Annotated in this window: 13 protein-coding genes; 10 read left to right on the top strand and 3 right to left on the bottom strand. The window is 63.1% G+C overall.

Annotation, left to right across the window (positions count from 1 at the left end):
- Positions 1–2: 2 nt before the first annotated feature.
- The 7 genes from ACVWWD_RS25355 (at position 3) to ACVWWD_RS25325 (ending at position 13,387) form a co-directional block, all read left to right on the top strand.
- The gene (locus ACVWWD_RS25355; RefSeq protein ID WP_457103479.1) at positions 3–6,056 is read left to right on the top strand and encodes a translocation/assembly module TamB domain-containing protein; all 6,054 of its coding nucleotides are present in this window, start codon (positions 3–5) and stop codon (positions 6,054–6,056) included.
- 252 nt (positions 6,057–6,308) lie between these two features.
- Positions 6,309–7,967, top strand: a complete 1,659-nt coding sequence (locus ACVWWD_RS25350) for an ABC transporter substrate-binding protein (protein WP_023769592.1) — start codon at positions 6,309–6,311, stop codon at positions 7,965–7,967.
- Between the two features lie 148 nt (positions 7,968–8,115).
- Positions 8,116–9,150: an ABC transporter permease gene (locus tag ACVWWD_RS25345; protein WP_023769593.1), complete on the top strand. Its 1,035-nt coding sequence runs from the start codon at positions 8,116–8,118 to the stop codon at positions 9,148–9,150.
- 11 nt (positions 9,151–9,161) lie between these two features.
- Entirely contained in the window at positions 9,162–10,319 is a 1,158-nt protein-coding gene (locus ACVWWD_RS25340; RefSeq protein WP_023769594.1) for an ABC transporter permease, read from the top strand.
- Positions 10,320–10,369: 50 nt separating this feature from the next.
- Positions 10,370–12,562 (top strand): ABC transporter ATP-binding protein, encoded by a 2,193-nt coding sequence (locus ACVWWD_RS25335; RefSeq protein ID WP_352547921.1) that lies wholly within the window; start codon positions 10,370–10,372, stop codon positions 12,560–12,562.
- A gap of 163 nt (positions 12,563–12,725) precedes the next feature.
- Positions 12,726–12,953, top strand: coding sequence for a hypothetical protein (locus ACVWWD_RS25330; RefSeq protein ID WP_023769596.1), 228 nt, complete (start codon positions 12,726–12,728; stop codon positions 12,951–12,953).
- A complete protein-coding gene (locus ACVWWD_RS25325; protein WP_352547919.1) occupies positions 12,950–13,387 on the top strand; it encodes a TA system VapC family ribonuclease toxin in 438 nt (145 codons plus the stop codon). Before ACVWWD_RS25330 ends, ACVWWD_RS25325 begins: the two co-directional genes overlap by 4 nt.
- A 71-nt stretch (positions 13,388–13,458) precedes the next feature.
- On the opposite strand, the gene ACVWWD_RS25320 is transcribed toward ACVWWD_RS25325, so the two are convergent.
- Positions 13,459–14,049, bottom strand: coding sequence for a transglycosylase SLT domain-containing protein (locus ACVWWD_RS25320; protein WP_352547918.1), 591 nt, complete (start codon positions 14,047–14,049; stop codon positions 13,459–13,461).
- A gap of 216 nt (positions 14,050–14,265) precedes the next feature.
- Between ACVWWD_RS25320 and ACVWWD_RS25315 the strand changes: the two genes are divergently transcribed.
- Positions 14,266–15,804 (top strand): trimethylamine methyltransferase family protein, encoded by a 1,539-nt coding sequence (locus ACVWWD_RS25315; protein WP_457103478.1) that lies wholly within the window; start codon positions 14,266–14,268, stop codon positions 15,802–15,804.
- Positions 15,805–15,895: 91 nt separating this feature from the next.
- Complete coding sequence (locus ACVWWD_RS25310) at positions 15,896–18,337, top strand: GcvT family protein (protein WP_352547914.1); 2,442 nt, start codon at positions 15,896–15,898, stop codon at positions 18,335–18,337.
- Between the two features lie 18 nt (positions 18,338–18,355).
- On the opposite strand, the gene ACVWWD_RS25305 is transcribed toward ACVWWD_RS25310, so the two are convergent.
- The gene (locus tag ACVWWD_RS25305) at positions 18,356–18,751 is read right to left on the bottom strand and encodes a DoxX family protein (RefSeq protein ID WP_352547910.1); all 396 of its coding nucleotides are present in this window, start codon (positions 18,749–18,751) and stop codon (positions 18,356–18,358) included.
- A 213-nt stretch (positions 18,752–18,964) separates the two neighbouring features.
- On the opposite strand from ACVWWD_RS25305, the gene ACVWWD_RS25300 reads away from it, so the two are divergent.
- Complete coding sequence (locus ACVWWD_RS25300) at positions 18,965–19,453, top strand: hypothetical protein (protein ID WP_023769601.1); 489 nt, start codon at positions 18,965–18,967, stop codon at positions 19,451–19,453.
- Between the two features lie 42 nt (positions 19,454–19,495).
- Here the strand turns inward: ACVWWD_RS25300 and ACVWWD_RS25295 are convergent, their stop codons facing one another.
- Positions 19,496–20,272, bottom strand: a complete 777-nt coding sequence (locus ACVWWD_RS25295; RefSeq protein WP_457103477.1) for a VOC family protein — start codon at positions 20,270–20,272, stop codon at positions 19,496–19,498.
- Between the last annotated feature and the right edge of the window lie 89 nt (positions 20,273–20,361).

The following is a 20,361-nucleotide window of genomic DNA, read 5'->3' as shown; positions in this document are numbered from 1 at the left end:
CGATGAAGACGGTCTGGCGCATCCTTCGCATTGTCCTTTACACGCTGCTGATCGTGGTCGCGGGTGCGATCGGCGCGCTGGTTGTGCTGACCAAGACCGAGCGCGGGCGCGACAACCTCGCCGGCATCATTTCGCGGCTGGCTTCGAGCGACGACCGCAAGGTCACCGTCAGCGGCATCGACGGCATCTGGTCGGGTAATCTCAGCGTCGACCATGTCGTGCTCGAGGACCGTGAGGGCGCCTGGCTGGTGGCGCGCAAGGTGGCCGTCGACTGGTCGCCGACCGCCCTTTTGTCCAAAAGCTTCAGCGCCGATCGCATCGCCGCCGATCGCGTCGAACTCGCACGCCTGCCGGTGGCCGGTACGCAGCCGCCCGCACGGAGCGGCACGACGACGCTGCCGGTCTCCATCGACATCAAGCAGATCGAGCTTCCGGAAATCGCGCTTGGCCAGCAACTGGCCGGCAGCGGCATCGCCGAGCTGGCGGCCAAGGGAATGCTCAAGGCCGATGCCGCGCCACTGGCGGTCCAGACGGTGCTCAACGTCACCCGTCACGACGGCAAACAGGGCAATGTCGACGCCAAGATCCACTTCGCACCCGCCGATAACAAGCTGGACCTCGACCTCAAGGCGTCGGAGCCGGCCGGCGGCATCATTGCCAACCTGCTCAAGCTGCCGGATGCGCCACCGGTCGATATCGTGGTTTCGGGCAGCGGGCCGCTTGCCAACTGGAGCGGTGTCGGCACCTTCCTCGTCGACCATCGGATCGTCACCCAACTCACCGGCCGTCACCAGCTCACCGACAAGGGCAATCATCTCGAAGCAAAGGGCGACGGCGATTTTGCGCGTTTCCTGCCGGAAAACCTGAAGCCGCTGTTTGCCGGCAAGACCAGTTTCGATGTCGCGGGCACCGCCACGTCGGTGGGCGGCATCAGCATCGACCGGGCCAGCATCGAGAGCGATGCGGTGCACGGCACCGCGTCCGGCATTGCCGATCCTGCCGGCGCCAGCGACCTGTCGGTCGAACTCGCCGCCAAGGGCCCGCCCGTGGTGATCAGTGTCGGCAGCAAGGCGCAGCCGATCACGCTCGCGATCAAGAACGCCACCGCGCGCGCCTTCGGCGACGGAAAGGCGCCGATCGTCGACATCGGCGCCTCCTTCGTTTCGATCGTCGCCGGCGGCACGCGGCTGGACGATCTGGCAGCGCAAATCCATTCCGACGGGTTCGATATTCAGAACCGCGCCGGCCCGGTTGCCGTCAAGCTGGAGGCGGGCGGCCTGAAAACCGACGTCGCGACGTTGGCGCCGCTGATCACCGGCAAGGTCAATGTCGATCTGGCCGGTTCAATCAGCAAGGACGCCATTGCCATCGATCAGGGTACGCTGCGCTCCGATGCGGTCAATGCCTCGCTGACGGCGACGGTGGCGCTCGCCGACATGTCGATGCAGCTCAAAATGAATGCCGATGCCGTGGCCACCGCGTTTCCCCAGCAGATAGCCTCGGTACTCGGCGGCCGGGTGAAGTTCTCGGCCACGGCATCGCGCGATCCGCAGGGATCTTTCGCCGCGAACTCCATCGAACTCACTTCAGGATCGCTCAGCGCCAGCGGTACGGCCAGCATGCAAGGCACTGACATCCAGGCCGACATCAAGGGCAAATTGGGCGACGTTTCGGTGTTGTCGCCGACGGTCGGCGTGCCGGTTGCCGGCGGGGTCGATTTCGCGCTGTCGGCAAGCGGCGCGATGACCGCGCCGGATTTCAACGTTAGCGCCAACAGCGACAGCCTGACCGCTTCGGGCCGTACGGTAAAGGCCATCAAGCTGACCGCGAGCGGCAAGGCCGACATAACGAACCCTTCCGCCAACGTCTCGCTGACCGGCGCCGTCAACGACCAGCCGCTCGACATCAAGGCGGCCCTGGTGACCAGCGAGGGCAAGCGTTCGATCAATGGATTCCTGGTGTCGCTGGGCGACAACAAGGTCTCGGGCGACCTGGCGCTCGACGAAAAGTTCATGCCCTTGGGCAGGCTGACGCTCGCCGCACCTGCCATCGACCAGTTGGCCGCGCTCGCCGGCCAGGCGGTGACCGGCGACATCAACGGCACCATCTTGTTCAGCAAGGACGGCGATGCACCGTCCATTGCCATCGATGCCAGGAGCACGTCGGTCGCGCGTGGCGAGGTTACCGCCAAAGCGATCGCCATCAATGCGCTGGTCGCCAATTATCTCCAAGCGCCGGCGATCTCGGGCACCATCAAGGCCGATGCGGTCACTTCGGGAAGCACGGAAATCAGCGGCATCGGCGTCGACCTCAAGCGCGACGGCGACTGGACCGATTTCACTGGTGGCGCGACCATAGCGGGCATTCCCGCGACCGCTGCCGGCCGGGTGAAGATCGCCGCGGGCACCACCAGCGTCGAGATCGCCTCGGGTGAGGCCACCGTTCGCGGCATCAAGGCGGCGATCGCCGAACCGTCGGCTCTGACCATCGCCGACGGTACGGCCAAGATCGAGAAGCTTGCGCTCGATATTGGCGGCGGCAGGGTGGCGCTGTGGGGCAGCGCTGGCGAGACGCTCGATCTGGCGGCGCAGGTATCCGCCTTGCCCGCGGCCCTTGCCAATGCGTTTTCGCCTGGCCTGGATGCCACGGGAACGCTTGACGGTATCGCTGAAGTGAGCGGAGCGCCGGCAACTCCCGACATCCGTTTCAACGCGAAACTGGCCGGTGCCGAGACTAGCCAGACCCGCCAGGCAGGGCTCGGACCGCTCGCCGTCGATGCGGCCGGCAGCTACACAATCGCCGGCGGCGTCGCCCTCGACCATGCAACCCTGTCCGGCGACAAGGTTTCCGGGCAGGCGACAGGCACCATCAATCCGAATGGCGCGAGCGATTTTGCGATCGATCTGACCTCGTCGGGCCCCAGCCTGCCGCTGACGGTCGGCAGCGCCGAGAGCCCCGTCAAGATGGAGGTCCGATCAGTATCGGCCAAAATCGCGGGCGAAAGCACGCATGCCCGAGTGGACCTTTCCGTGATCCTGCCCTCGGTCGTCACCAGCCCGGCGAAGGTGGACGGACTGACCCTGGCACTGCACTCGGACGCATTCGATCTCCGGAATCGCGCCGGGCCGGTTTCCGGAACGGTATCGGTGGACAAGGTTGGGCTCGACAATCCAACGATTGCGCCGCTCATCGCCGGCAAGGTCACGGCCGCGCTCAGCGCCCGGCTGAGCGCCGACACCGTGGCCATCGACAGCGGCTCGCTGAAAAGCGATACGCTGAGCAGCCAGGTGGCCGGCCAGGTATCGCTGCGTGACGGTGCCATCGATCTCAACCTGAAGGCGGATGCGCCATCGTCGGCCTTGCCGACGGCGGCACGCGGCATGCTTGGCGACCGCGCCCAGATAAGCGCCACGCTGAAGCGCGAACCCAACGGCAATCTCCATATCGGTGGATTGAAGCTGGCTTCCGGCGCGCTGAGCGCCGACGGACAGGCAAGCCTTGCCGACAATAAGGTGACCGCCGACATCAGGGGGACGCTGAGCGACATCTCGCCATTGTCTAGGGATGCCAAGGGCGCCATCGCCTTCGCGCTGAGCGCGCAAGGGCCGGCCATGGCGCCCGACCTGTCGCTTACCGTCAACAGCGACGGGCTGTCGGTGGCATCGCGCGAGATCACCGGGTTAAAGCTCACGGCTACCGGCAAGGCCGATGCCGCCAATCCGGCGGCCAATGTCCAACTCACCGGCAATGTCGCCGGGCAGGCGCTGCAGGGGAGTGCCGTGCTGGCAACGACGAACGGCAAGAGCGCCATCAACGGACTGCTGCTGTCGCTGGGCAAGAACCGCGTCTCAGGCGATCTGGAGCTGGACGACAAGTTCGTGCCTGAAGGCACAATTTCGCTCGACCTCCCCGACATCGGGCCACTTGCCGCGCTGGCGCTGGAAAAGGCGGAAGGCGACGTTCGCGGCACGATCGCCTTCTCCAGGAATGGCGCGGCACCCCAGGTCGCCATCAAGGCGGCTACCACCTCGATCACGCGTGGCGATCTCCAGGCAAAGGCAGTTTCCATCGATGCGTTGATCGCAAACTATCTTGCGGCGCCAGTCGTCTCCGGCAAGATCCGCGCCGACACGGTTATATCGGGCGGCACCGTGATCAGCGGCATCGACGTGGACCTCAGGCGCGATGGCGACTGGACCGGCTTCTCCGGCGGCGCCACGGTCAAGGGCATTCCGGCCAGGGCAGCCGGCCGCGTGAAGATGGCCGGCGGCACCACCACGATCGAGCTCGCTTCGGGGCAGGCAACCGTCCAGGGCATCAAGGCGGCCATCGGCCAGGCCTCGACCGTCAGCATCGCCAATGGCACGACGACGCTGGACAGGCTGGTGCTCAACGTTGGCGGCGGCACCGCGACGCTAACCGGCAAGGTCGGGCAGGCGCTCGACATCAATGCGGTGCTGGCGCGCGTGCCGATGTCGCTCGCCAACAGTTTTTCGCCCGGGCTCGATGCCGCGGGCTCCATCTCCGGCACGGTGAAGGTGACGGGCGCACCGGCGAACCCCGCTGTTGCCTTCAACATAGACGCGGCGGGCGTGCAGACATCGCAGACCCGTGGCGCGGGGGTAGGTGCGGTGAGCGTTTCCTCGACCGGCACCTTTGCCGGCAACAAGCTGGCCTTCAACGCTAATATCAGCGACGGGGCCGGCCTTGGCCTCAAGGGCGGCGGCACGGTGACGACATCAGGGACGCCGGCGCTGTCGCTCGACTTCAACGGTGCGGTGCCGTTCGGTCTCCTCAGCGAGAAGCTTGCCGCGCAGGGCCTGTCGCTGAGCGGCAACGCCAATGTCAATGTGCAGGTGCGCGGCCCGGCGAAATCGCCCGTCATCGGCGGTACGGTGAGGGCGTCCGGCGCACGCTTGGTCGATGCCAATTCGGGCCTCGCGGTCAACGACATCGCCCTCGATGTCTCGATCGGCAACGGCGTCGCCAGGATCAACCGGCTGACCGGTACACTGTCGACGCGCGGCAGCCTGTCGGCCAGTGGCACGGTCGGTATCAATCCGGCGCAAGGGTTCCCGGCCGACCTGTCGATCAAGCTCACGGACGGTCGTTATACGGACGGTCGCGTGGTGACCGCCAACCTTGGCGGCGACCTGACGATCAAGGGACCGCTGACTTCGGCACCGGTGATTGCCGGCACCGTCAACCTGGCCAAGACCGTCATCACGGTCCCGGACAAGTTGCCGGGCTCGCTCTCGGCGCTCGACGTCAAGCACAAGAATGCGCCGGGACCGGTCAGGGCGCAGGACAAGGCGCTGCGCCCGGCCACGACCAGCGGCAAGAGCGGTGGCAGCGGTCTTGCGCTCGACGTCACGGTCAACGCGCCGAACCAGATCTTCATCCAGGGCAGGGGTGTCGACGCCGAACTCGGCGGCTCGCTCAAGCTGACCGGCCCGGCCTCGTCGCCGCAAGCCGTCGGCACCTTCACCTTGCAGCGCGGCCGGCTGTCGATCCTTGGCAAGCGGCTGACCTTCACCGAAGGCACGGTCGGGTTCTCAGGTTCGTTGGTGCCTTATCTCAACCTGACGGCGACAACGACGACAACCGGCGCGACCGTCACCATCGTCGTGTCGGGCGAGGCGACCAATCCCAAATTCAACTTCAGTTCGGTGCCGGCGCTGCCGGAGGACGAGGTGCTGGCGCAACTCATCTTCGGGCGGTCGATGTCGAACCTGTCGCCGCTGCAGATCGCGCAGCTGGCCGAGGCCGCCGGACAATTGGCCGGCGTCGGCGGTTCGACGTCTCTTCTGGAAAACCTGCGCAGCGCCATCGGCGTCGACGACCTCGACGTGACCACCGACGACAAGGGCGGCACGGCGGTCTCGGCCGGCAAGTACCTGAACGACCGCACCTATGTGACCATCCAGAAGGGGGACAAGCCGGGTTCCGGCAAGGCGACCATCGACCTCAATGTCGGGCGCGGCGTCAAATTGCGCGGCGAGGCGACGGACGCCGGTGAAGCCAAGGGCGGCATCTTCTACGAGAAGGAATATTGAGGCCCTGGCCTTCATCCTGGCCGCAGCTGGCGCTGTCGTAACCAGTGCGAATGTCTCAATTTAATTGCTCGAAGAGATTTTGGCGAAATCTGGGCGCACTAGCAATTTTGCGCCAAGACTGTCGCTATCACGCGAACTGCCCCCCTTCCAAAGTTGCACATTCGCTAACATGTTCCCAATCCATGCCGTCTTTGACATCATGGCCCGGATGCGGAATGTTAATCGGCGGAAAGCCAACAATGGGAGTTAGTCATGACAATCTATAAGAGCAACGGCGACAGCGTTCCGGATCACATCCTGGCGATGGCCGAAGAAGCCAAGTCGGGCAAAGTCGATCGCCGCGAATTCCTCGCGCTCGCCAGCGTCTTCGGTGCCTCGACCGCCATGGCCTACGGCCTGCTCGGCCTTGCCGCTCCGACCCCGGCCAAGGCCGAGGACGTCCAGGGCAAGAAGGGCGGCGTGCTGAAAGTGGCGATGTCGGTCAAGGATCCCAAGGATCCGCGTACCGCCGACTGGTCCGAGATTTCCAACGCCCAGCGCCAGGCGCTCGAACCGCTGGTGAAATACACCAAGGAGTACACATTCGCTCCATATCTGCTGGCAAGCTGGGACATCAACGACGACGCCACCGAGTACACGCTGCATGTGCGGCCTGGCGTCGAATGGAACAATGGCGACAAGTTCACGGCCGATGACGTGATCTACAATTTCACCCGCTGGGCCGACAAATCAGCCGAAGGCAACTCGATGCCGGGACGTCTCGGCAGCCTCGTCGACGAAAAGACCAAGAAGTTGCGCGAAGGGTCGATCGTCAAGGTCGACGACATGACCGTGAAACTGAAGCTGTCGAAGCCCGACATCGCCATCATCCCGAACCTGTGCGACTATCCCGGCCTCGTCGTCCACAAGAGCTTCGACGAGAAGGGCGCCAACTTCAAGAACTGCCCGATCGGCACTGGTCCGTTCGAGCTCGTCTCCTATGATGTCGGCCAGAAGGTGGTCTACAAGCGCCGCACGACCGGCAAGTGGTGGCAGGGCGAAGCCTTCCTCGACGGCGTCGAGTTCATCGACTACGGCACCGATCCGGCCGCGACCGTTTCGGCCTTCGAATCGGGCGAAGTGCAGACCAACCACGAAACGACCGCCGACTACGTAAAGATCATCGCGGACGTCGGCGCGCCGCCTTCGGAAGTGGTGACCGCGGCTACCGTGGTGTCGCGCTTCAACGTAAACGCCAAGCCTTACGGCGACCAGAAGGTGCGTCAGGCGATGTGCCTGGCCGTCGACAATTCGGTGGTCCTGCAACTCGGCTACGGCAATGCCGGCACGCCGGCCGAAAACCACCATGTCGCGCCGATCCATCCGGAATATGTCGAACTGCCGAAGATCAAGCGCGACGTCGCCAAGGCCAAGCAGATGCTGACGGAAGCCGGCGTGATCGATTTCGAACACGAGCTGATCAGCAACGACGAGGACTACCACAAGAACACCACGGACGCGATCGCGGCCCAGTTGCGCGAAGCCGGCATCAAGGTGAAGCGCACCGTGCTGCCGAGCTCGACCTTCTGGAACGACTGGACGAAGTATCCATTCTCGGAGACCAACTGGAACATGCGTCCGCTTGGCATCCAGGTCATCGCCATCGCCTACCGCTCGGGCGAAGCCTGGAACGAGACGGCCTATGCCAATCCGGACTTCGACAAGAAAGTCAACGAGGCGCTCGGCGTCGCTGATGCGGAGAAGCGCAAGGTGGTGATGAAGGATATCGAGCAGATGCTGCAGGATTCCGGCATCATCATCCAGCCTTACTGGCGCAAGCTCTACATCAACATCAAGCCCGAGGTGAAGAACCACTCGATGCACCCCACCTACGAGCACGATTTCGGCAAGGTCTGGCTCGACAAGGCGTGACCGCTGCTTGATGAATATGAGGGGCGCGTGTCCCTCATATTCTCAGGATCGTCGCCGTTGCATTGGATGCAGCGGCGGCGTGACGTCACAAGGTTTTCGTCACAGGGTTGACCATATCTGACCCCAACCCGGCCGGCAGGGGGGCACAATGTTCTCATTCATCATCAGACGCATCGGCACGATACTGCTCACGATGCTGTGCCTGACGCTGGTCGTCTTCTTCCTCGTCAATCTCGAACCCAATCTGAAGAAGCTGGCGATTAGCCAGACCGAAATGCACACATCGGCCGAGCAGCTTGAAAGCTGGCTGGTCAATCACGGTTATCGCCAGAATTTCTTCGTTCGCTATGGCCAGTGGCTCGGCGTCGTGCCCAAGCAGCCGATCACGGATTCGGCGACCGGAAAGACCACGCAGCGCTTCTCCTTCTGCAATGACCCGGCCGTGCCGACATTCTCCGGCGTGATCGAGGGTGATTTCGGCTGTTCGACCAAGTTCAAGACCACGGTCGCGGCCAAGCTATTCCCTGCGCTGGGCGCTACCGGCATTCTGATGCTCTGCGTGCTGGGCGTAATGGTGCCGGTGTCGCTGCTGGTTGGCATCCTTGCCGGCATGCGGGAGGGGTCGCGCACCGATCGCGTTCTGTCGATCGCCTCGATCGCCTCGACGGCGACACCTGAATATGTGTCGGGCGTCATCTTCACCGTCGTCTTCGCCTCCTGGCTCGGCTGGCTGAACGGGTCGGCCGCTTCCGCGAGCCAGGGCATCACATTCTACAATTTCACCCTGCCGGTGATCACGCTGGCGATCTACGGCATCGGCTATATCGCACGCATGACACGCGCCTCCATGGTCGAGGTGATGACGCAGCAATATATCCGCACGGCACGCCTGAAGGGGCTTTCCTTTAAAAGCGTCGTGGTCAAGCACGCGCTGCGCAACGCCTTGATCGCACCCTTCACGGTCATCATGCTGCAGTTCCCTTGGCTGCTCACCGGCGTCGTCATCGTCGAGGTGATGTTCCGCTACCAGGGCTTCGGCTACACGCTGGTCGAGGCCGCCGGCAACAACGACATCGATCTTCTGCTCGGCTGTTCGCTGGTCTCGGTGTTCATCGTGCTGATCACCCAGCTCATTTCCGACGTCGGCTACGCATTCCTCAATCCGCGCATCCGCGTTCAGTAGGGAGAAGGCGCATGCAAGCTCAATATATCGGCGCCTCCACCATCATCCTCGAAGTGCTCTGGCGCTTCTGGCCGGTCTGGGTCGCCCTCGCCATCGTCATGGGTGCGAGCTTTCTCTACAAGAAGAAGCTGGCGCTCTACGGCCAGTTGTTCGATAGCGGCGTCGGCGTAGCGGGCGTCTTTATCTGCCTGTTCTGGCTGTTCACGGCGATCTTCGCCTCGACCATCTCGCCTTTCGATCCGCTCGGCCAGATCCCGATGATGAAGGACACGCTGCCGGGCGCCATCGAACCGCAATCGGGGCTCGCCTATCTGTTCGGCGGCGACAAGCTGGCGCGCGATGTGTTCTCGCGCATGGTCTATGGCAGCCAGATCGTGCTGATCATCGCACCCGCCGCGACCGGTTTCGCGCTGATGGTCGGCATCACGCTTGGCCTGCCGGCCGGCTACTACGGCGGCAAGATCGATTCCATCCTGTCGTTCCTGGCGAACCTCGTACTGGCCTTCCCGGTGATCCTCTTGTTCTACCTGCTGGTAACGCCCGGCATCATGGACACGCCGATCCCCTATGCGCTGGCCGGCGTCTTCTTCCTGTTTCCGATCATTTTCTTCAGCGTGCTGTTCTGGACGCGCTACAAGAACCGGCCCGACCGGATCTATATCCTGCTTGGCCTGACACTGATCATAGGCGGCTGGATCTACCTCGGCCTTGTCTTCGACAGGGACCCGCTGCACATCGTCCACATCGATCCCAACCAGCTCAACATCTTCGTGGCGGTGGTGTTCGCCTCCAGCCCGGGCGTGTTCCGCATCGTGCGTGGCCTGGTGATGGACATCAAGACGCGCGACTATGTGGCGGCGGCGCAGACGCGCGGTGAATCGCCTTGGTACATCATGCTGTGGGAGATCCTGCCCAATGCGCGCGGGCCGCTGATCGTCGATGCCTGCCTGCGCATCGGCTACACAACCATATTGCTTGGCACGCTGGGTTACTTCGGCCTGGGCCTTGCGCCCGAGAGCCCGGACTGGGGTACGGCGATCAAGGATGCCAGCCGATTGCTGCGTTCCTTCATTCACCCGGCGCTGCCGCCGACGATCGCGTTGATGTCGTTCGTTCTGGGTCTCAACCTGCTCGCCGACTCACTGCGTGAGCAATCGATGAAGGATTGATGGCGGGGTCCCAGATCCCACTTGGCCAAGAATTAGGATTGGAGCGACCCATGAACGAGGCAGTTCGAAATCCGGCACAGCCGATCATCGAGATCGAAAACCTTTCGATCTCCTTCTTCACCCGCAAGGGCGAGATACCGGCCGTCATGGACTTTTCCTGCACGGTGATGCCGGGCGAGGCAATGGGCATCGTCGGCGAATCCGGTTGCGGCAAGTCGACCGTGTCGCTCGGCATCATGCGCGACCTCTCCAATATCGGAAAGATCGTCGGCGGCAAGATCAAGTTCCAGGGCAAGGACATGGGCGAGCTCTCCGACGAGGAGCTGCGCGGCATCCGCGGCAACAAGATCGCAATGATCTACCAGGAGCCGATGGCCAGCCTCAATCCGGCGATGAAGATCGGCCAGCAGCTGATGGAAGTGCCGTTGATCCACGACAAGGTGTCGACGAAAGAGGCCTACTCCAGGGCGCTCGAAATGGTGCGCTCGGTCAAGCTTCCCGATCCCGAGCGCATGATGCGCTCTTATCCGCACCAGCTTTCCGGCGGCCAGCAGCAGCGCATCGTTATCGCGATGGCGCTGCTGTCGAAGCCGGCGCTGCTTCTGCTCGACGAGCCGACGACGGCGCTCGATGTGACCGTGGAAGCGGGCATTGTCGATCTGGTCAAGGGGTTGGGCGAGAAGTTCGGCACCTCGATGATCTTCGTCTCGCACAACCTCGGCCTCATCCTGGAAACCTGCGACCGCATCACTGTGATGTATTCGGGCGAGGCGGTCGAGACCGGCAAGATCAAGGACGTCTTCGACCGGATGCGCCACCCCTATACGCAGGGGCTGTTCCGTTCGATCCCGCTGCCTGGCGCGGACAAGAACTCGCGGCCGCTGATCTCGATCCCGGGGCAATTGCCACTGCCGCATGAACGGCCAAAAGGCTGCAATTTCGGCCCGCGCTGCCACCATTTCGTCGAGGGCGTCTGCAACGCCGCCGAAATCCCGATGATAGAAGTCGCCGGACACGAGGGTCATTTCTCGCGCTGCGTGCGCTTCAACGAGATCGATTGGGAGGCATTGCCGCCGGGCGCCAAGAAGGTGAATGAGCGCGTCGTGCCGGGCGCGCCAGTACTCAAGATCGAGGACCTGCGGAAATACTACAAGGTCGGCGGCAGCGAGGTGTTCGGCTCGAGCGAAGGCCGCGTCGTCAAGGCCAACGAGACGATCTCGTTCATGGCACGCGAATCCGAGACAGTCGCCATCGTCGGCGAATCCGGCTGCGGGAAGTCGACGCTGGCCAAGGTGCTGCTCGGACTGGAAACCGCCAGCTCCGGCAGCGTCACGCTCGGCAACAAGGAAATCCAGTCGACCGGCATCGAGAAGCGCAGCGTCGACACCGTGTCGTCGATCCAGATGGTGTTCCAGAACCCGTTCGACACACTCAACCCCAGCCATTCGGTCGGGTCGCAGATCATCCGGACGCTGGAAAAATTCAACGTCGGCAGGACCGTCGCCGACCGGCGCAAGCGCATGCTGGAACTGCTCGACCTGGTGAAACTGCCGCGGGCGTTCGAAACCCGCAAGCCGCGTCAGCTTTCCGGCGGCCAGAAGCAGCGTATCGGCGTGGCGCGAGCCTTCGCCGGCGACGCCAAGGTGGTGGTGGCCGACGAGCCGGTTTCGGCGCTCGACGTCTCGGTGCAGGCGGCGGTGACGGAACTGCTGATGGATATCCAGCGCAAGAACAAGACGACGATGCTGTTCATCAGCCACGATCTCTCCGTCGTGCGCTACATAGCCGACCGCGTCGTCGTCATGTATCTCGGCTATATCGTCGAGCAAGGCACGACCGACCAGATCTTCGCGCCACCCTATCATCCCTATACCGAGGCGTTGCTCTCGGCGATCCCGATTGCCGATACCAGCGTGGTCAAGAAGCACATCGTGCTGGAAGGTGACATCCCCTCGGCGATGAACCCGCCGTCCGGCTGTCCGTTCCAGACACGCTGCGGCTACAAGAAGCTGGTGCCTGACAATCTGTGCGAGACCAAGGTGCCGCCGGTCAAGAACCTCGGCGATGGCCATATGAGCCTGTGCTGGCTCTCCGACGACGTGCTCAAGACCATGGAGCCGGTGATCAAGTTCGACAGGGAACATGCTGCCCATGAAGGCGTGCCTGACGACGCGCCGCATGGCGAAGGTCCGGGCTTTGCCGGCGAACCGCCGAAGCGGCCACATGGCAAGAAGCCGATTTGATAGGCATTAAAGCCGGGTCGTCAGGGCGGCGCATTGCCTCTCGAAGCGGCCGGGATATCTTAGATGCGTTGGGGGGCGGACCGTGTTCCCCCCATCGCCTTGAGTATTTCTCCTTGATGTCCTATGTGATGCGTGATGCTTGATGCGCGCAAGGAGATAAGTTGTGAGAACGACACTTGCCATCGACGATGATGTCCTCCTTGCCGCCAAAGCCATGGCGCGGCAGCAGGATCGCAGCGTTGGGGAGGTGATTTCCGATCTTGTTCGCCGCTCGCTGCATCGGCCTCAGGCGGGCGATGAGCGCAATGGCATTCCCTTGCTGTCGTCCCAGCCTGGCAGCACGATGGTTGATCTCGAGACGGTCAACAGGCTCCGCGACGAACTGCCGTGACCTTCCTGCTCGACGTGAATGTCTTGATCGCGCTGATCGATCCCAGCCATGTCGCGCATGACGATGCCCATCGATGGTTCGAATCCGTCGGACGCTCCTCATGGGCTACAAGCCCTATCACCGAGAATGGTGTCATGAGGATCGTGGGCAATTCCAAATACCCCAATTCTCCCGGCTCGCCCGCGGTCGTTGCGCGGATTGTTGGTAAAATGCACGCACTTCCAGGACATCAATTCTGGCCGGACGACATCAGTCTGGTCGGTTCTGCCGATATCGATACCGGCAAGATCCTGACCTCGGCGCAAGTCACGGATAGTTACCTACTGGCGCTAGCCAGTGCGCGTGACGGCAAGTTGGCGACCTTTGATCGAAAATTGTCGACGGCGGCGGTAAAGGGAGGAAAGTCGGTTCTCCACCTCATACCGAGCGAGTGAAATCCGGACTCAGGCCCGGCTCTGACATAGCAACAAAGATGCCGAGTGATTTCGCTGACCTGTCCGGCGGATCAGTTGTTGCACTGCCTTAGCTGCACGTCATAGTCGCGGGCCATCTTGTCGGTGGCCCGTGCGTAGCCCTGGACGCCGGCATCGCCGCGATTGCCGCGGCCATAGGCGGTCCAGCCGAGATAATAGGCGAGGTAGAGGTTGTAGGTGTCGTTGCGGGCGACGCCGTAGCTGTCCGATGTCTTGGAATGGTACCAGCCGACGAAGTCGACGGCGTCGGCGAATCTCGTGCGCCGCGCCGCCCAGTTGCCGGTTTCGCGCTGATATTGCGACCAGGTGCCGTCCAGCGCCTGCGAGAAGCCGGTGGCCGAGGAGACATGTTTCCACGGAATGAAGCCGAGGAGTTTGGTGCGTGGCGGGCGGGCGTTGCTCTTGAAACCGGATTCCTTGCGCACGGTCGCCATCAGCACCGGCACCGGCACACCGTATTTCCGTGAGGCGCGCTCTGCAGCCGACTGCCAATTGTCGAACCAGCCATCGTTCTGATCGAAGACGGCGCAGACATTGTTGATGTGACTGGGTGCCGTCGCGCAGGCCGAAAGTGCCAGCAGCACGCCAACCGCTACAATTTTACTAAAACTCGACCTACGCATTGGATGAGCAATAGGCCGAAATCATAAAGGGAATCTTGCTGTCGCCGTTAACGCCTTGTCGGCACGAGCGGGCAAGAAAATGCCATATAGGTATTCCGACGCTATTTGTCGCCTTTTCTAAAGGGACATCGCATATATGGCGCCTTGGCTAAAATCGCGTCGACAAATGGCGTATTTCCGACAGCTTGACCGCCCTGCCGAAGCTTTGATGCCCGCATGAGCGAACCTAGACGAAAGCGCGGCGCCGAGCGCACCAGCAACCGGGGGCCAGCGCCCATCACGCAACTGCCGCCCAGGCGGGTGATCAATCCCTATCCGCCGATGGCGTTGTTGTCACCAGACCAGATCGAGGCGATCCATCAGGCGTCGATGCACATATTGGAGAATTTCGGCATCGAGGTGATGAGTCCGCGTGCGCTGTCGCTGTTCGAGAAGGCCGGCGCGAAGGTTGATCACGCCTCGGCGAATGTGCGCGTCGATCGCGGCATGATCGACGAGGCGCTGAAGACGACGCGGTCCGGCTATACGCTGACCCCACGCAATGCGGCCAACACAATCCATCTCGGCGGCAACACCATTAATTTCACGCTGGTTGCCGGTCCTCCCAATGTGCATGACATGGAGCGGGGCCGCCGTGCCGGCAATCTGCGCGACTATGCGGATCTGACCAGGCTGGCGCAGCATTTCAACTGCGTCCACATGCTTGGCAACCAGGTCTGCGCGCCGGTCGAACTGCCGGCCAACTCACGCCATCTCGATACATACTTCACCAATCTGACGCTGACCGACAAGAGTTTTCATGTCTCGGCGATCGGCCGCGGCAGGGCGCTGGACGGCATCGAGATGATGGCGATCGCGCGTGGGATGACGCTGGCCCAGATGGCTGCTGATCCCGGCATTGCCACCATCATCTCGGTCAACTCGCCGCGTCGCCTCGACGAGATGATGGCCGAGGGGCTGATGACCATGGCCGAGTACGGCCAGTCGGTTGCGGTGACACCGTTCACGTTGATGGGAGCGATGAGCCCGGTGACGCTGGCCGGGGCGCTGGCGCAGCAGAATGCCGAGGCGCTGTTCGGCGTGGTGCTGACGCAACTGGTGCGGCCAGGCGCGCCTGTGATGTACGGCGCCTTCACCTCCAATGTCGACATGAAGTCGGGCGCGCCGGCCTTCGGCACGCCTGAAAACACCAAGGCCAACATTGCTTCGGGACAATTGGCGCGCCGTTATGGCCTGCCATACCGGACGACGCCCGGCTCGGCTTCCAATGCCGCCGACGCGCAAGGCGCCTATGAGACGCTGATGGCGTTGTGGGGCGCGGTGCTTGGCCATGGCAATCTCGTCTACCACGCCGCCGGCTGGCAGGAGGGCGGGCTGACGGCGTCGTTCGAGAAATTCATCATCGACGTTGAGATGATCCAGCACATGATGGAGTTTCTGCGCCCGATCGTGGTCGATGAGGCGGAGCTTGCCGTGGAGGCGCTGGGGGCTGTGCCGACCGGCGGCCATTTCTTCGGCGAGCCGCACACGCTGGAGCGCTACGCCACCGCCTTCTATCAGCCGATGCTCTCCAACTGGCAAAATTACGAAGCCTGGCAGGAGGCCGGCGGCCTCGACGCGACCGCGCGCGCGACGCGGCTGTGGAAGAAGGCGCTGGACGATTATGTCGAGCCGGTGATGGACATCGCCGTGCGCGAAGCGCTCGAGGCCTACGTGGCCAAGCGCAAGGAAGCGATCGGGCAGGGCGAGCCGTGAATTTCGCGGTGTTGGCGCGCGGCAGGGGAGCCGGGCGCTGCCCTTTCGAATCACTTTATCTCCCCAACTCACTGATATCAGGGAAAAATCGATGAAATCGCATGCAAAGGTCGTGGTCATCGGCGGTGGCGTCGTCGGATGTTCGGTGCTGTTCCATCTCGCCCGTCATGGCTGGACCGACGTCGTGCTGCTGGAGCGCGACGAGCTGACTTCAGGCTCGACCTGGCACGCGGCCGGCGGCATGCACACGATCAATGGCGATCCCAACGTCGCCAAGCTGCAGAAATACACCATCAACCTCTACAAGGAGATCGAGGAGCTGTCGGGACAAGCGACCGGCGTCCACCTGACCGGCGGCGTGCTTCTGGCGGCCACCGAGGCGCGGCTCGACTGGCTGCGCGGCGTCGTCGCCAAGGGCCGTTATCTCGGCATCGAGCTGGAGGAAATCTCGCCGAAGGAGGCGGCCGAACTGATGCCGCTGCTCGATCCCAAGCAGTTCGTCGGCGCCGTCCGCAACAAGGAGGACGGACACCTTGATCCCTCCGGTGTCACCCACGCCTATGCCAAGGCGGCGCGAAAACTCGGCGCCGAGGTGGAGCGCTTCACCAAGGTCGAGGATATCGTGCGCCGTCCCGACGGGCTGTGGCGCGTCATCACCAACAAGGGCGAGGTGGTGGCCGAGCATGTCGTCAATGCCGGCGGCCTGTGGGCGCGCGAGGTCGGCCGCATGGTCGGGCTCGAACTGCCGGTGCTGGCGATGGAGCACATGTACCTGATCACCGAGGACATGCCGGAGGTTGCCGCCTGGAACCAGAAAACCGGCACCGAAATCATCCATGCGGTCGATTTCGACGGCGAGCTCTATCTGCGCCAGGAGCGCGGCGGCATGCTGATGGGCACTTATGAGAAGGCCAACAAACCATGGTCAGAATACCAGACGCCGTGGAATTTCGGCCATGAATTGCTGGCGCCGGATATCGACCGCATCGCGCCGTCGCTCGAGGTCGGCTTCCGGCATTTCCCGGCCTTCCAGAACACCGGCATCAAGCAGATCATCAACGGGCCTTTCACTTTCGCGCCCGACGGCAACCCGCTGGTCGGGCCGGTGCGCGGCCTGCCGGGCTTCTGGGTCGCCTGTGGCGTCATGGCCGGCTTCAGCCAGGGCGGTGGCGTTGGTCTGGCGCTATCCAACTGGATGATCGAGGGCGATCCCGGCGTCGACATCTGGGCGATGGACGTGGCGCGTTACGGCGACTGGGCTGGTATGGCCTACACCAACGCCAAGGTGCGCGAAAACTATTCCCGGCGTTTTTCGATCCGCTTCCCGAACGAGGAATTGCCGGCCGGGCGGCCGCTGAAGACTACGCCCGTCTATGACCTGTTGTCGGCCAAGGGGGCGCAGTGGGGCGTCGCCTACGGGCTGGAAGTGCCGCTCTGGTATGCGCCGGAAGGCGTCAAGGACGAGTTCTCATGGCGGCGCTCGAGCGACTTCAGCCATGTCGCCGCCGAAGTCGCCACGGTTCGCGCAGGCGTCGGCTTATCGGAGATATCGAGCTTCGCCAAATACAAGGTGACGGGCGAGGGGGCAGCGGCCTGGCTCGACCGGATGCTCGCCTGCAAGCTGCCGAAACCCGGTCGCATGACGCTCGCCCCCATGCTGAAGGAAGACGGCAGGCTGATCGGCGACTTCACGTTGGCCAATCTCAGCCCCCAAGATCGGGAAGAAGGGGGCTGGTTCCTGGCCGGCTCCGGCATTGCCGAGCAATATCACATGCGCTGGTTCGAGCAGCATCTGCCTGATGATGGCTCGGTTCATATCGAAGCGCTGGGACAAAAGCTTACCGGCCTGTCGATTGCCGGCCCCAAGGCCAGGGACGTGCTGGCAAAAGCCACGCGCTCCGGCACATCTAACGAGGCATTTCCCTTCATGGCAGTCGGCAAGATGGATGTCGGCATGGCGCCGTGCCTGGTCGGCCGCGTCAGCTACACCGGCGATCTCGGCTACGAGATCTGGGTGGCGCCGGAATATCAACGTGCCGCGTATCAGGCGCTGATGGCGGCGGGGGTGGAATTCGGTATCGGCCTGTTCGGCTCGCGCGCGCTCAACGCGCTGCGGCTGGAGAAGAACTACGGTTCATGGGGGCGCGAATACCGGCCGATCTACGGGCCGCTGGAAGCCGGCCTCGATCGTTTCGTCGCCTACGGCAAGGACGCGGATTTCATCGGCAAGGCGGCGGCTCTGGCCGAGCGCAAACAGGGCGGCAAGTTGCGGCTGCGCGCCTTCATCGTCGATGCCGACGATGCCGATGTCATTGGCGACGAACCGATCTGGTTCGGTGGCGCGGTGCGCGGCTGGGTGACGTCGGGCGGCTATGCCCATCATTCGAAGAAGTCGGTCGCTGTCGGCTATGTGCCGAAGGAGATCGCGGACGAGAGCGACGGCTTCGAAATCGAGTTGCTCGGCAAGCGGCATGCGGCGCGCATGCAGGCGGCGCCGCTGTTCGATGCGAATTTCGAACGGATGCGGGGGTGAACCACCCCCGCACGGGGATCACGCGCTCCGGCGGTTGTCGAGCGCGAAGGCGCCGGCGCCGGCAAAGACCAGATAGAGGAAGATGAAGCAGAACGAGATCGCCGAATCGCCGCTGTTGTTAACCGGAAAAAAGTCACGCGGCATGTGCGCCATGAAATAGGCGATCGCCATTTCGCCGGCCAGAAGGAATGCGACCGGGCGCGTGAAAAGGCCCAGCGCCAGCAGAATGCCGCCGGCGAATTCGAGGATGCCGGCTGCTAACGGCAATCCGCTCAACGCGGTGGCTGCGTGGTCGCTGGAAGGGAAATTGAACAGTTTCTGCGTGCCGTGCTCGATGAACTGCAGCGCGGTCATGATGCGCAGAACGCCGAGCGCCTGCGGCTGATATCTGGCAAGGCCATCGAAAAGCTTCATCCAAAACTCCGTTTAGCTTCTCGGATCGGCCATAGGTTATTGCCCGGCGGTGGACCATTCACTTCCCAGGGCCGGCCATCAACAATTAGTGATTGGAACTGTTCCCCGGCCTGACCTTTCATTATGCTCTCGTTTAGGTTGCATTCTTTTCTGTATGGTTGTATTGGTTGTAGTCGCCGATTTGAACGCTCTTGACATGTGGGTCCTCTTGCCATGAAAAAAGCCGCCATCAGCCTGTTCGCGATCCTTGTGAGTACCAGCTTAGCCATGGCCGAGGACGCCGGCTGCGAGGCCTTCAAATGGCCTGTGACGCGCGAACAGGCGCTGTTTGCAACGGCGCCCTCAACGCCGTCCGGAGCGACACTGGCAGTGGGGCAGGCCGCGGATCTGGCGCTGGTACCGGCCGAGAAGGCCGGCTTTCCGGTGCCGCCCGAACGCGCGCCCGCGCAGGGCACGTTCGGCGCTGTCGCCAATGTGGCGGTGCCGCCGGAAGGGACCATCCAGATCAGCCTGTCGGGAGAGGCCTGGGTCGATGTCATCCAGGACGGCAAACCCGTGAAATCGTCCGGCTATAGCGGCGTCAAGACCTGCCCCGGCATCCGCAAAAGCGTGCGCTTCAAGCTCGCGGCCGGCCAAGCCACCGTCCAGTTCAGCGGTGCCAAGAAAGAGACCCTCAAGGTCGCGGTGCTGGCACCGGAATGAGCCGACGCCAGCAAGCATGATATCAGCGGTCGACGCGGGCGCTTATCGCACCGGCGCCATCAAAGCGATGTGCGCGCCTTGTGGATCCTGGCATTGCACGACCCAGCTGCCTCCGGGGACCTCCATCGGTCCCATCAGGATCTTGCCGCCATTGTCGGTGACGCGTTTTGCGGCCGCGTCGATGCCGGTGACGTTAAAATAGAACTGCCACACCGGCACCGGAATCTGCTCGGGCTTGTTCATGATGCCTCCGCCGCATTCGGGGCCGGCGGTAAAGGTTTGGTAGATGCCCATCGGCCCTATGTCGAATTCGCCGGCACTGGCCCAGCCGAACTGGTCGGAATAGAAATCAAACGCGGCCTTCCAGTCGCTCGTATAAAGCTCATGCCAGCCGATATGGCCAGGCGTATTGGCTGGCACGACGGGCTGGTCCGGACCATTCGGCTGCAGGAACATGAAGGTCGCGCCTTGCGGATCGGCCACGACGGCAAAGCGGCCGACGCCTGGAATGTCGTCGGGCTGGCGGTGAACGGCGCCACCTGCCTTTTCCAGCGACGCTGTTGCCGCGTCGACATCCCTGGCGTGGATGTAGCCCAGCCAGGCCGGCGGCATGCCCATCTTGGCGGCATCCTGCGGCATCGTCATCAGGCCGGCGACGCCACGCTCGCCGACATTCATGACGACATAGCGCGGCATGCCTGGGGCCTTGTCGAAGGGCTCGGCCTTCCAGCCCACCACGGCGGGGTAAAAAGCCTCGGCGGCGTCGAGGTCTGATGTCATCAGTTCGTACCAGAAGAAGGGCATCGGGGATTGTGGCATGGTCGGTCTCCTCACCGTTGTGCACCGATCGTCGTTCGATCCATCCCAGGACGATCTTGACGACGGAAATCCGACATCTGGGCTGGAAA

It is taken from the genome of Mesorhizobium sp. URHB0026, from assembly GCF_054059755.1.
Note: the sequence above shows the minus strand (reverse complement) of the source record. Positions and strands in the feature narration are given on the sequence as shown.

What these genes read in the sequence shown, in the direction of transcription:
- ACVWWD_RS25355 (WP_457103479.1), top strand. Translation starts at nt 3, where the DNA reads ATGAAGACGGTCTGGCGCATCCTTCGCATTGTCCTTTACACGCTGCTG.
- ACVWWD_RS25350 (WP_023769592.1), top strand. Translation starts at nt 6,309, where the DNA reads ATGACAATCTATAAGAGCAACGGCGACAGCGTTCCGGATCACATCCTG.
- ACVWWD_RS25345 (WP_023769593.1), top strand. Translation starts at nt 8,116, where the DNA reads ATGTTCTCATTCATCATCAGACGCATCGGCACGATACTGCTCACGATG.
- ACVWWD_RS25340 (WP_023769594.1), top strand. Translation starts at nt 9,162, where the DNA reads ATGCAAGCTCAATATATCGGCGCCTCCACCATCATCCTCGAAGTGCTC.
- ACVWWD_RS25335 (WP_352547921.1), top strand. Translation starts at nt 10,370, where the DNA reads ATGAACGAGGCAGTTCGAAATCCGGCACAGCCGATCATCGAGATCGAA.
- ACVWWD_RS25320 (WP_352547918.1), bottom strand. Translation starts at nt 14,049, where the DNA reads ATGCGTAGGTCGAGTTTTAGTAAAATTGTAGCGGTTGGCGTGCTGCTG.
- ACVWWD_RS25315 (WP_457103478.1), top strand. Translation starts at nt 14,266, where the DNA reads ATGAGCGAACCTAGACGAAAGCGCGGCGCCGAGCGCACCAGCAACCGG.
- ACVWWD_RS25310 (WP_352547914.1), top strand. Translation starts at nt 15,896, where the DNA reads ATGAAATCGCATGCAAAGGTCGTGGTCATCGGCGGTGGCGTCGTCGGA.
- ACVWWD_RS25305 (WP_352547910.1), bottom strand. Translation starts at nt 18,751, where the DNA reads ATGAAGCTTTTCGATGGCCTTGCCAGATATCAGCCGCAGGCGCTCGGC.
- ACVWWD_RS25300 (WP_023769601.1), top strand. Translation starts at nt 18,965, where the DNA reads ATGAAAAAAGCCGCCATCAGCCTGTTCGCGATCCTTGTGAGTACCAGC.
- ACVWWD_RS25295 (WP_457103477.1), bottom strand. Translation starts at nt 20,272, where the DNA reads ATGCCACAATCCCCGATGCCCTTCTTCTGGTACGAACTGATGACATCA.